The organism is Streptomyces sp. NPDC088116, assembly GCF_044741745.1.
In the GTDB taxonomy this organism is placed as follows: domain Bacteria; phylum Actinomycetota; class Actinomycetes; order Streptomycetales; family Streptomycetaceae; genus Streptomyces.
In genome coordinates this window covers 90357-102452 of sequence record NZ_JBIUTF010000001.1, presented here as the reverse complement: position 1 = coordinate 102452, position 12096 = coordinate 90357, and the positions used below count along the sequence as shown (strand labels likewise).

General features: G+C 70.4%; 11 protein-coding genes and 1 riboswitch. Of the genes, 8 read left to right on the top strand and 3 right to left on the bottom strand.

Annotation, left to right across the window (positions count from 1 at the left end; genetic code table 11):
- Positions 1 to 105 precede the first annotated feature (105 nt).
- From pyrH to ACIOJD_RS00385, 8 genes are all read left to right on the top strand, one after another.
- Positions 106 to 894 carry a UMP kinase gene (gene pyrH / locus ACIOJD_RS00420; protein WP_401907443.1) on the top strand — a complete coding sequence of 263 codons (789 nt, stop codon included), beginning with the start codon at positions 106 to 108 and terminating at the stop codon, positions 892 to 894.
- 166 nt (positions 895 to 1060) lie between these two features.
- Positions 1061 to 1618 (top strand): ribosome recycling factor, encoded by a 558-nt coding sequence (gene frr / locus ACIOJD_RS00415; protein WP_401907442.1) that lies wholly within the window; start codon positions 1061 to 1063, stop codon positions 1616 to 1618.
- Entirely contained in the window at positions 1618 to 2685 is a 1068-nt protein-coding gene (locus ACIOJD_RS00410; RefSeq protein WP_401907440.1) for a phosphatidate cytidylyltransferase, read from the top strand. Before frr ends, ACIOJD_RS00410 begins: the two co-directional genes overlap by 1 nt.
- A 135-nt stretch (positions 2686 to 2820) precedes the next feature.
- Positions 2821 to 3450 (top strand): histone deacetylase, encoded by a 630-nt coding sequence (locus ACIOJD_RS00405; protein WP_401907439.1) that lies wholly within the window; start codon positions 2821 to 2823, stop codon positions 3448 to 3450.
- A gap of 173 nt (positions 3451 to 3623) precedes the next feature.
- Positions 3624 to 4730, top strand: a complete 1107-nt coding sequence (gene rlmN / locus ACIOJD_RS00400) for a 23S rRNA (adenine(2503)-C(2))-methyltransferase RlmN (protein WP_401907438.1) — start codon at positions 3624 to 3626, stop codon at positions 4728 to 4730.
- Between the two features lie 79 nt (positions 4731 to 4809).
- Positions 4810 to 4935, top strand: a riboswitch (TPP riboswitch).
- A 106-nt stretch (positions 4936 to 5041) separates the two neighbouring features.
- Positions 5042 to 6121: a thiamine ABC transporter substrate binding subunit gene (locus ACIOJD_RS00395; protein WP_401908819.1), complete on the top strand. Its 1080-nt coding sequence runs from the start codon at positions 5042 to 5044 to the stop codon at positions 6119 to 6121.
- An 89-nt stretch (positions 6122 to 6210) separates the two neighbouring features.
- Positions 6211 to 7824 carry an ABC transporter permease gene (locus ACIOJD_RS00390; protein WP_401908817.1) on the top strand — a complete coding sequence of 538 codons (1614 nt, stop codon included), beginning with the start codon at positions 6211 to 6213 and terminating at the stop codon, positions 7822 to 7824.
- Positions 7824 to 8906 (top strand): ABC transporter ATP-binding protein, encoded by a 1083-nt coding sequence (locus ACIOJD_RS00385; protein WP_401907437.1) that lies wholly within the window; start codon positions 7824 to 7826, stop codon positions 8904 to 8906. The genes ACIOJD_RS00390 and ACIOJD_RS00385 overlap by 1 nt, the downstream gene beginning before the upstream one ends.
- Here ACIOJD_RS00385 and ACIOJD_RS00380 read toward each other — a convergent pair.
- From ACIOJD_RS00380 to ACIOJD_RS00370, 3 genes are all read right to left on the bottom strand, one after another.
- On the bottom strand, positions 8903 to 9613 hold the full coding sequence (locus ACIOJD_RS00380) for a response regulator (protein ID WP_401907436.1): 711 nt from the start codon (positions 9611 to 9613) through the stop codon (positions 8903 to 8905). The genes ACIOJD_RS00385 and ACIOJD_RS00380 overlap by 4 nt on opposite strands.
- Positions 9607 to 10854: a sensor histidine kinase gene (locus ACIOJD_RS00375; RefSeq protein ID WP_401907434.1), complete on the bottom strand. Its 1248-nt coding sequence runs from the start codon at positions 10852 to 10854 to the stop codon at positions 9607 to 9609. The genes ACIOJD_RS00380 and ACIOJD_RS00375 overlap by 7 nt, the downstream gene beginning before the upstream one ends.
- A 111-nt stretch (positions 10855 to 10965) precedes the next feature.
- A complete protein-coding gene (locus tag ACIOJD_RS00370) occupies positions 10966 to 12090 on the bottom strand; it encodes an LOG family protein (RefSeq protein ID WP_401907433.1) in 1125 nt (374 codons plus the stop codon).
- Positions 12091 to 12096: the final 6 nt, after the last annotated feature.

Below are 12096 nucleotides of genomic sequence, written 5' to 3'. Positions count from 1 at the left end.
GTACGCGCCGGGCGATCGCAGATCTGACGAGGAGGCCATTGCCGCACTGGGAACCGCAAGGACCCCCGGCAATGGCCTTCTTCGTATGTGCACGAGGAGATCTCCATGGAACAGGCCGATACAAGCGACGACGGCAGGAAGCCCGTCGACCTGCGGGCCGACGACGCCAAGAAGCACGGTCGCGTCATGCTGAAGCTGTCCGGTGAGGCGTTCGCCGGCCGGGGCGCGCTCGGAGTCGACCCCGACGTCGTCCACGCCATCGCCCGCGAGATCGCCGCCGTCGTCCGGGACGGCGCCCAGATCGCGGTCGTGATCGGCGGCGGCAACTTCTTCCGCGGCGCCGAACTCCAGCAGCGCGGCATGGACCGGGCGCGCTCCGACTACATGGGCATGCTCGGTACGGTCATGAACTGCCTGGCCCTCCAGGACTTCCTGGAGAAGGAAGGCATCGACTCCCGCGTCCAGACCGCCATCACCATGGGCCAGGTCGCGGAGCCCTACATCCCGCTGCGCGCCGTGCGCCACCTGGAGAAGGGCCGCGTCGTCATCTTCGGCGCCGGCATGGGCATGCCGTACTTCTCCACCGACACCACCGCCGCCCAGCGTGCCCTGGAGATCGACGCCGAGGTCCTGCTGATGGGGAAGAACGGTGTGGACGGGGTCTACGACTCCGACCCCAAGACCAACCCCGAAGCGGTCAAGTTCGACGCTCTGGAGTACAGCGAGGTGATCGGCCGCGACCTGCGCGTCGCCGACATGACCGCCATCACGCTGTGCCAGGACAACAAGCTGCCGATCCTCGTCTTCGAATTGCTGACCGAGGGCAATATCGCCCGCGCGGTCAATGGTGAGAAGATCGGCACGCTCGTGAGCGACCAGGGCACCCGGAACTGATCCGGTGATCCCGGACTGATCCGGTGCCCCCGGAACCGATCCGGGGTGGCCCCGTACGGGGATGGACAAAGGCCTGCCGGTCGGACACCGTGCAGGAGAAGACGCGACGCAGGATCCGCCGGCCTATGAGCACGCCGGGCCCACTCAAGACACGCAGGAGCAAGTGGTGATCGAAGAGACCCTCCTCGAGGCCGAGGAGAAGATGGAGAAGGCCGTCCTGGTCGCCAAAGACGACTTCGCCGCGATCCGTACCGGACGCGCGCACCCGGCGATGTTCAACAAGATCGTGGCGGACTACTACGGAGCCCTGACCCCGATCAACCAGCTGGCGTCGTTCTCCGTGCCCGAGGCGCGGATGGCCGTGGTGACCCCGTTCGACAAGAGCGCGCTGCGCAATATCGAACAGGCCATCCGGGACTCCGACCTCGGCGTCAACCCGAGCAACGACGGCAACATCATCCGGGTGGTTTTCCCGGAGCTGACCCAGGACCGCCGCAAGGAGTTCATCAAGGTCGCCAAGACCAAGGCCGAGGACTCGAAGATCTCGATCCGCGCCGTCCGCCGCAAGGCCAAGGAGACCATCGACAAGCTGGTCAAGGACGGCGAGGTCGGCGAGGACGAGGGCCGCCGCGCGGAGAAGGAGCTCGACGACACCACCGCGAAGTATGTCGCGCAGGTCGACGAGCTGCTCAAGCACAAGGAAGCCGAGCTGCTCGAGGTCTGATGAACGACTCTTCCCGGGCGGCCCCGCCGACAGCCGGTTACTGGGGACCGTACGACCAGGGGGCTGCCCCGGCGGGTCCTGCCTACGATGGGCATGCCGCACAGCAGACTCGCCCCATGCCCATCGTGCCCGACGGACCCGCCGACGGCGGGGACCAGGACGACGACCGGGGGGCTGCTCGGCCGGGCGGCCCCCTGTCCCGCGACGAGACTCCGCAGGAGCCCATGGCCGCCCCTCCGCCACCCCCGCCGAAGAAGCGGGCCGGCCGTGACCTGCCCGCGGCCATAGGGGTCGGGGTGGGTCTCGGCGCGGTGGTCGCGGCTTCGCTCTTCATCGTCAAGGCCGTGTTCATCGGTGTCATAGCGGTCGCCGTGGTGATCGGACTGTGGGAGCTGACCTCGCGGCTCTACGAGAAGAAGGGCATCAAGGCCCCGCTCGTGCCGCTGGCCGTCGGCGGGGCCGCGATGGTCGTCGCCGGATACGCGCGGGGCGCGGAGGGCGCCTGGGTCGCGATGGCCCTCACCGCGCTCGCGGTGCTGATCTGGCGGATGACGGAACCACCCGAGGGATACCTCAAGGACGTCACCGCCGGTGTCTTCGCCGCGTTCTACGTGCCGTTCCTGGCCACCTTCGTCGCGATGATGCTCACCGCGCACGACGGTCCGGAGCGGGTGCTGATGTTCCTCCTGCTGACGGTGGTCAGCGACACCGGCGCGTACGCGGTCGGCTGGCGCTTCGGCACGCACAAGCTCGCGCCGCGCATCAGCCCCGGCAAGACCCGCGAAGGGCTGGGCGGAGCCATCGCCTTCGCGATGGTGGCCGGCGCGCTCTGCATGGAATTCCTGATCGAGGACGGGGCCTGGTGGCAGGGACTGCTGCTCGGCCTCGCGGTCGCGGCCAGCGCCACGCTCGGTGACCTCGGCGAGTCCATGATCAAGCGGGACCTCGGCATCAAGGACATGGGCACGCTCCTGCCGGGCCACGGCGGCATCATGGACCGGCTGGACTCCCTGCTGCCCACGGCTCCGGTGGTCTGGCTGCTGCTGGTGGTCTTCGTAGGCTCCTGACCAGCCGATGTGTCGCGCGGGGGTTCGTTGTCCACAGGGCGGCGGGCCCCCTCCGTACGATCCAGGTTCGGTACGCAGCGGAGCCAGGAAGCGAGGCGTCACATGGTCGGTGCCCATCCGATCGAGCCAGGAACCATGAGGGAGTCCGCACCACAGCGTGTCTGGTACACCTCGTACGGCTCCAACACGCACCTCGACCGGCTTGCCTGCTACATCAAGGGCGGTCAGCCGCCCGGTGCCGACAAGACGTACCCGGGGTGCCGGGACCCGCGTATGCCCAGTCGGTCCGTTCCTGTGGAACTGAGGGGCGCCCTCTACTTCGCCACGGAGTCGCCGGTCTGGCACGGCGGGCGAGCCTTCTACGACCCGGAACAGGAAGGGCGGGTCTGTGCCCGTGCCCACCTTGTTTCGTCGGCGCAGTTCGCGGACATCGCGGCTCAGGAGATGTACAGGAGCCCGGGTGAAGACCTCGATCTCAGCGAGGTGCTCACGTCAGGCGTGGCAAGGCTGGGGAGCGGACGGTACGAGACGCTCGTGTGCGCAGGGCGGATGGACGGACTGCCCGTCCTCACCTTCACGGCCCCGTGGAGAGCGGACGAGGTGGCCCCGGTCCCGCCCTCTCGCGCGTACGTGCGTTTCCTCGCCTCCGGCCTGCTTGATGCGGGGGCCTGGGACGTGGACGCCGTGGCGGCCTACGTCGCCGCCTCGCGGGGGGCCGCCGGACATTGGTCGGAACAGGCGATCCGGGACCTGATCACGGAGTGATCCGCAGCTCATTCGTTCTGAGCGGCGATGTCGGCCGGGCCGTCCGTGGGCCGTCCGTGGGCCGTCCGACGGGGCCAACGATGACCAATGACGACCGCCTACGACCACCGACGACCCCTGAGGATCTGCTGCCAAGCTGGTCACCGCGCGGGGTCTGCGACACTGGACGGACCATGCCTGTACCCGGAGAACTCACTTTCGTCGCGCCCCGCGGAGCCAAGAAGCCCCCGCGCCATCTCGCCGACCTCACGCCCGCCGAACGCCGCGAGGCCGTCGCCGCGATCGGCGAGAAGGCGTTCCGCGCCAAGCAGCTGTCGCAGCACTACTTCGCGCGCTACGCACACGACCCCGAGCAGTGGACCGACATCCCGGCCGCCGCGCGCCAGAAGCTCGCGACGGAGCTGCTGCCCGAGCTGATGTCGGTGGTGCGGCACATCTCGTGCGACGACGACGCCACCCGTAAGACGCTCTGGCGGCTGCACGACGGCACGCTGGTCGAGTCCGTGCTGATGCGCTATCCGGACCGGGTCACGATGTGCATCTCGTCCCAGGCGGGCTGCGGGATGAACTGCCCGTTCTGCGCCACCGGGCAGGCCGGTCTGGACCGTAATCTGTCCACCGCCGAGATCGTGCACCAGATCGTCGACAGCATGCGCGCCCTGCGCGACGGCGAGGTCCCGGGCGGTACCTCGCGGCTGTCCAACATCGTCTTCATGGGCATGGGCGAGCCGCTCGCCAACTACAACCGGGTGGTCGGGGCGATCCGCCGGCTCACCGACCCCGAGCCCGACGGCCTGGGCCTCTCGCAGCGAGGGATCACCGTCTCGACGGTCGGTCTGGTGCCGGCGATGCTGCGCTTCGCGGACGAGGGGTTCAAGTGCCGGCTCGCGGTCTCCCTGCACGCGCCCGACGACGAGCTGCGCGACACGCTGGTCCCGGTCAACACGCGCTGGAAGGTCCGGGAAGTGCTGGACGCCGCCTGGGAGTACGCGGAGAAGTCCGGCCGCCGGGTCTCCATCGAGTACGCCCTGATCCGGGACATCAACGACCAGGCCTGGCGCGGCGACCGGCTGGGCCGGCTGCTCAAGGGCAAGCGGGTGCACGTCAATCTGATCCCGCTCAACCCGACGCCCGGCTCGAAGTGGACCGCCTCGCGTCCTGAGGACGAGAAGGCGTTCGTGGACGCGATCGCGGCGCACGGCGTGCCGGTGACCGTACGGGACACCCGGGGCCAGGAGATCGACGGAGCGTGCGGACAGCTGGCGGCGTCCGAGCGCTGAGGGCGGGCCGAAGGCCGGGACGCTGACGGGGAGAGGCCGAAAAAAGCCCTCCATGTACCCTGGGTTCGAACGCATTACATATTTCCGACAGGGGAGCGCCACAGCGCTGAGAGTGCGGCACATGTCCGTGAGAGCGGGCAGCGGCCGCAGACCCTCTGAACCTTGCCCAGGTCATTCTGGGTAGGAAGTTCGGTCATCACTCAAGCTGTTGCGCCCTGCCCGCGGCCCGTTCCGTACGGACCCCGGGCAGGGCCGCGTCTTCTCCTGGACATCCCAGGAGGAAATCAGTGAGCACCACCAGCATCAGACGGATGGCGGTCGGCGCGGTGGCCGCCGCGCTCGGTGTCTCGACGCTCGCCGCCTGCGGCGGCTCCGGCGGTTTTGGGGCGTCCGACGACAGCGGTTCCGGGTCCAGGACCGTCACCCTCGTCAGCCATGACTCGTTCGCGGCCTCCCCCTCCGTACTGAAGGCGTTCACCCAGCAGACCGGCTACAAGGTCAAGGTGCTCAAGAGCGGCGACGCCGGGGCGGCGCTCAACAAGGAGATCCTGACCAAGGGTTCGCCGCAGGGCGACGTCTTGTTCGGCGTCGACAACACCCTGCTCTCGCGCGCCCTCGACAACGGTCTCTTCACTCCGTACCGGGCGAAGGGCCTCGACCAGGTCGACGCCGGTGCGCAACTCGACAAGGACAAGCACCGGGTCACCCCGATCGACACCGGCGACCTCTGCGTCAACTACGACAAGAAATATTTCGCGGACAAGAAGCTCGCGCCGCCGCGGTCCTTCGACGACCTGGTCAAGCCCCAGTACAAGAACCTGCTCGTCACCGAGAACGCCGCCACGTCCTCACCGGGCCTCGGTTTCCTCCTCGGTACGGTCGCGCGGTACGGCGACGACGGCTGGCAGGCGTACTGGAAGAAGCTGAAGGCCAACGGCGTCCAGGTCGTCGACAGCTGGGAGCAGGCCTACAACGAGAGCTTCTCCGGCTCCGCGGGCGGCAGGAAGGCCAAGGCGGACCGGCCGCTCGTCGTCTCGTACGCCTCCAGCCCCCCGGTCGAGGTGCTCTACGCGAAGCCACGTCCGAAGGAGGCCCCGACCGGAGTGTCGACCGGAACGTGCTTCCGGCAGACCGAGTTCGCCGGGCTGCTGGACGGCGCGAAGAACGAGGCCGGTGGCAAGGCCCTGCTGGACTTCCTGATCAGTAAGAGGTTCCAGGCGGACATGCCGCTGAACATGTTCGTGAACCCGGTGGTCGAGGACGTTCCGCTGCCCGAGCTGTTCACCAGGTTCGGCGCGACCGTCGACAAGCCGAAGACCGTGGCGCCCGACAGGATCGCCGCCAACCGTGAGCGGTGGATCCAGTCGTGGTCCTCACTCGTCGTGAAGTAGCCGACGCCAAGGCGCCGGTCGGGCGGCAGCCGGGGCTGTCGAGGCGAGCGGGGCGGGCCGGGCGTGGGAACGTGACGCGGCTCGCCCTCATGGCCGTGCCCGTCGCGTTCTTCGCGGTCTTCTTCGCCTACCCCGTGACCGCGATCGTCGGACGCGGGCTCAAGGCGGGCGGCGGCTGGCGGTTCGGCCGGGTCGGGGACGTACTGAGCCGTCCCGGCATCCTTGACGTCCTGTGGTTCACCACCTGGCAGGCCCTCGCCTCCACCGCGCTCACCCTGCTGATCGCGCTGCCCGCCGCCTACGTCTTCGCACGTTTCGACTTCCCCGGCAAGCAGGTGCTGCGCGCGGTGGTCACCGTGCCGTTCGTGCTGCCGACCGTCGTCGTCGGTACGGCCTTCCTGGCGCTGCTCGGGCGCGGCGGGCTGCTCGACGACCTGTGGGGCGTACGGCTCGACACCACCGTGTGGGCGATCCTCCTCGCGCATGTCTTCTTCAACTACGCCGTGGTCGTACGGACCGTGGGCGGTCTGTGGTCGCAGCTCGACCCCCGCCAGGAAGAGGCCGCGCGCGTGCTGGGCGCGGGCCGGCTCGCGGCCTGGTGGCGGGTGACGCTGCCGGCTCTCGCGCCCGCCGTCGCGGCCGCCGCCCTGATGGTCTTCCTCTTCACCTTCACCTCCTTCGGGGTCGTGCAGATCCTGGGCGGACCCGCCTTCTCCACCCTGGAGGTGGAGATCTACCGGCAGACCGCGGAGCTGCTCGACCTGCCCACCGCCGCCGTGCTGACCCTGGTGCAGTTCGCGGCGGTCGGCGCGATCCTGGCGGTGCACGCGTGGACCGTACGGAGGCGGGAGACGGCGCTGAAGCTCGTCGACGCCGCGCAGACCTCGCGCAGGCCGCGGGGCACCGGCCAGTGGGCACTGCTCGGCGGGGTCATCGGCACCGTACTGCCGCTGATCCTGCTGCCGATCGGGGTGCTGATCGAGCGCTCCCTCGACGGCCCCGGAGGCTACGGTTTCGCCTTCTACCGGGCGCTCGCGTCGGTGGACGCGACCGGCGGTACGTTCCTCGTGCCGCCGTTGGAGGCGGTCGGGAACTCGCTGCTGTACGCCCTGGTCGCCACGGCCGTCGCGCTCGTCGTGGGCGGGCTGGCGGCGGCCGCGCTGACCCGGCGCGCGGGCCGGTTCGTCCGGGGTTTCGACGCGCTGCTGATGCTGCCGCTCGGCGTCTCGGCCGTGACCGTCGGCTTCGGCTTCCTGATCACACTCGACAAGCCGCCGCTGGATCTGCGGGCCTCCTGGATCCTCGTACCGCTCGCCCAGGCGCTGGTCGGCGTCCCCTTCGTCGTACGGACCATGCTGCCGGTGCTGCGGGCGGTGGACGGGCGGCTGCGCGAGGCGGCGGCGGTTCTCGGCGCGTCCCCGCTGCGCGCCTGGCGGGAGGTCGATCTGCCGCTGGTGCGGCGGGCGTTGCTGATCGCGGCCGGTTTCGCGTTCGCCGTCTCGCTCGGTGAGTTCGGCGCGACGGTGTTCATCGCGCGACCCGACCGGCCCACGCTGCCGGTCGCCGTCGCCCGCCTGCTGGGGCGGCCCGGCGAGCTCAACTACGGGCAGGCGATGGCTCTGTCCACGGTCCTGATGGTGGTGTGCGCCGTGTCCCTGCTGGTGCTCGAACGTATCCGTACCGACCGCTCCGGAGAGTTCTGATGGCCTTGCTGACCCTGTCTGACGTGACCGTACGGTTCGGCAGCCGTAAGGGTCCGCGTACGGTTTCGCGCACGGCACCGGCGCCGCGCACGGCGCTCGACGCGGTCGATCTGGAGGTGGCCGAGCACGAGATCGTCTGTGTGCTGGGGCCGAGCGGCAGCGGCAAGTCGACACTGCTGCGGGTGGTCGCCGGACTCCAGGACCTGGACGGCGGGCGGGTGTCGCTGGACGGCGTCGACCAGGCGGGTGTGCCGGCGCACCGGCGCGGGGTCGGGCTGATGTTCCAGGATCATCAGCTCTTCCCGCAGCGCGACGTGGGCGGCAATGTCGCCTTCGGGCTGCGGATGCGCGGCGTGTCCCGGGAGGAACGGGCGGTCCGTGTCTCGGAGTTGCTCGATCTCGTCGGGCTGCCGGGCTCCGGCCGACGGGCCGTCGCCGAGCTGTCCGGCGGCGAGCAGCAGCGCGTCGCCCTGGCACGGGCTCTGGCCCCGCGGCCCCGGCTGCTGATGCTGGACGAGCCGCTCGGCCAGCTGGACCGCAGTCTGCGGGAGCGGCTCGTGGTCGAACTGCGCGGTCTCTTCGGGCGGTTGGGTACGACCGTGCTCGCCGTCACCCATGATCAGGGCGAGGCCTTCGCGCTCGCCGACCGTGTCGTGGTGATGCGGGACGGGCACATCGCACAGACCGGCACCCCGCTGGAGGTCTGGCAGCGGCCGGCCTCCGCGTTCGTGGCGCGGTTCCTCGGCTTCGAGAACGTCGTGGCCGCGACGGTGAGCGGCGAGGCCGCCGACACCGTCTGGGGCAAGATCCCGGTGCCCGAAGGCTCCGCGCAGGGCGAGCGGACGGTACTGGTCCGGCCCGCCGGGGTGCGCCTGGTCGACCCCGCCGAGGGACTGCGCCGCACGGTCGAGGCCCGTACGTTCCGGGGTGGCAAGGTCGCCGTACTGCTGCGGCCCGACGAACGCGGCAGCGGGCCGCTCCTGGAGGCCGAGTGCGGGCTGGGGGACGCGCCGGGCGAGGGGGCGACGGTGGGGGTCACCTTCGCCGCCGAGGATGTGGTGGTGCTGCCGGACAGGGCCTAGGCCCTGTCGTCGAACCGGTCGACCTGCTGTGGAACTGCCGTCGTGGCGGAGGACCCCGCCCGGACCAGCCCCAGTTCGTACGCCAGGATCACCGCCTGCGCCCGGTCCCTGAGCCGCATCTTCGCGAACAGCCGGTTGATATGGGTCTTGACGGTGTGGTCCGAGATGGTGAGGCGCCCGGCGATCTCGGCGTTGGACAGGCCCCGCGCGATCAGGACGAGCACTTCCGCCTCGCGGGCGGTGAGCCCCTCCAGCGTGCGCGCCGGCGCCGCCGACGCACGCTGGCGCGCGAATTCCGCGATCAGCCGCTTGGTGATCTCCGGCGCCAGCAGCGCGTCGCCGCGGGCCACGACCCGTACGGCATGGAGCAGTTCGGGAAAGGTCGCGTCCTTGAGGAGGAAGCCTCCGGCCCCGGCGGCCAGCGCGTCGTACACGTACTCGTCCAGGTCGAAGGTGGTCAGGATCAGCACCTTCGTCGCTCCCTCGGAGGCGGCGAGGATCTCGCGGGCCGCCTCTATGCCGTTCTTGTGCGGCATCCGGATATCGAGAAGGGCCAGGTCGGGCCGTTGCTCGGCGGCGACACGCACGGCCTGGACGCCGTCCTCCGCCTCGCCCACGACCCTGATGTCGTGCTGGGTGGACAGCAGATTGACGAAGCCGGTCCGCACCACCGACTGGTCGTCGGCGACGATCGCCTTGATCACCAAGGGAGTTCAGCCTCCACGAGAAAACCGCCGTCAGGGCCAGGACCGGCCGTGAGCCGCCCGCCGAGCAGGGCGGCCCGTTCGCGCATCCCCGCCAGACCGTGCCCCCAGGGGCGGTCGGCGGCGGGGCCGGGGCCGTCGTCGCCGATCCGGATCGTCAGCAGGTCGGCGCGGTAGCCGATCTCCACCAGCGTACGGGCGCCGGGGGCATGCCGACGGGCGTTGGTCAACGCCTCCTGCACGATGCGGTACGCCGACAGCTCCCAGGAGGCGGCCGGTCCGGTCCGCTCGGCGGTGCCGGCCCGCTCCCCGGTGACGCGCAGCTCCGCGTCGCCGCCCACCGCGCGGTGCTGTTCCAGCAGTTCGTCCAGCCGGTCGAGCGTCGGCTGGGGCGCGGTCGCCGCCCTCCCGTCGAACCGGGTGCGCAGGACACCGAGCAGACGCCGCAGTTCGGCCATCGAGGTGCGCGCCGTCCCCGCGATGTCCTGGAAGGCGGCCTGGGCCTGCGGGGAGAGACCGGGCGTGGTGTACGCGGCGCTTTCCGCCTGGACCGCGATCATCGAGACCGAGTGCGAGACCACGTCGTGCAGTTCGCGCGCGATCGCCGCGCGCTCCGCCTCCGCCGCCTGACGGCGCTCCATCGCGATCAACTGCTCCTGCGCGGCGCTCCGTTCTCGCCGGGTCTCCGCGCGCGCCCGTACGGCGTCCCCGGCACTGACCGCTCCCAGGATCACCGCGGTCAGTACGAAGGTCTCGGCGAACAGCCCCAGGGAGAGCGAGTTGCCCAGCCTCACCGGCGGGACGAGCTCCGGGGCGATGGTCGCCCAGGTACGGATATGGAACAGATTCGCGGCCAGGGACGCCAGGAAGCCACCGCCTACGATCAGCGCGGGATGCTGGACCCGGTGTCTGCCGAGTGTGTAGAAGCCGGTCAGCCCGCTCACCAAAGCTGTGCAGGAGACGTTGGAGTGAGGACTGGCGGCGAAGCTGATCAGTACCGACGCCACTGTCAGGATCGCCACGGCGGGCAGAGCCCGGCGCCACATCAGGGACGCCGCCGAGACCAGCTCCATGGCCGAGAAGAACACGCCCGTCGAGACCGTGGGACTGTCCGGAACCAGCAGTAGCTCCGACGCCGCGCAGCCGGCCAGCACGGCCCCGGTGACCCAGGGATAGGCCGGGGAGGCGACCGTACGGCGCAGGTGTTCCCGCACGGTGCGTGACGTCCTGAGGAGGCGGCTCATGGTCCGATTCTTGGACATCGCGCCAGGGAGCCGCGTCAGACCACGGGTTGATCCGGGGCCCGGCGCCGACCGTACTGCCGACGGTGTGACGGGCCCCGCCACGTGGTCCGGTCAGGCCGCCGTGAGCCGGGCGAGCGCCTCCGGTGCCTCGTCCACGGAGTCGACGAGCGCGATACGGGACTCCATGGACCGTTCCCTCGCCAGCGCCTGGAGCAGTGGCCAGGTGGGGAGACGCTCTGTCCAGTGGGCACGGTCGACCAGGACCATCGGGGTCGGCTCGCCCCGCGACTCGTAGTAGTTCGGTGTCGCGTTGTCAAAGATCTCCTGGACCGTGCCGGCCGCGCCGGGCAGGAAGATCACCCCCGCGTTGGAGCGGGCCAGCAGGCCGTCCTCGCGGGTGGCGTTGGCGAAGTACTTGGCGATGTGGGAGGCGAAGGCGTTGGGCGGTTCATGGCCGTAGAACCAGGTGGGGACGCCCACGGACGCGTCGCCCTTCGGCCAGCGGGCCCGTACGTCGAAGGCGGCCCGCGCCCAGTGGGAGATGGAGGGGTCGAACGACGGCGCCGCGGCGAGGAGTTCGAGCGCTTCGTCCAGCATGCCGTCGGGGTGGCAGGCGGCGTACGCGCCGAGGTTCGCGGCCTCCATGGCGCCCGGCCCGCCACCGGTGGCGACGGTCAGTCCGGTACGGGTGAGGGAGCGCCCGAGCCGGGCGGCGCCCGCGTACGCGTCGGTGCCACGGGCCATCGCGTGCCCGCCCATGACGCCCACGACCCGGGTGCCGACGAGCAGTTCGTCCAGGGCGTCGGAGATCGCGTCGTCGTGCACCGAGCGCAGCATGGAGGCGAATATGTCGCCGTCGGCCTTGGTCCGCTGGAACCATTCGTAGGCGCGGGCGTCGGGCGTGGTCTCGTAACCGCCCTCCGTGAGGCCCTCGAAGAGCTGGTCGGGCGAGTAGAGGAGTCCCCGGTAGGGGTCGAAGGGGAGGTTCGGCACCGGCGGGAAGACCATGGCACCGTCGGCCCGCACCTTGTCCGCGGCGGCGGATTCCATGGGGCAGCCGAGGAAGATGGCGCCGGAGGTGTCGGTACGCAGGAGGTCGTCCGTACGGTCCGTCAGATCGACGGACTGCAACCGGTACCCGTCGAGGGTCCCGCCGTGGACGGTCCGGTCGAACTCGTCGAGGGACTCGATCTCGAGGTCCTGTGCCTGCGCCTGGGGCTGCTCGCCATTCACCATGGGCTC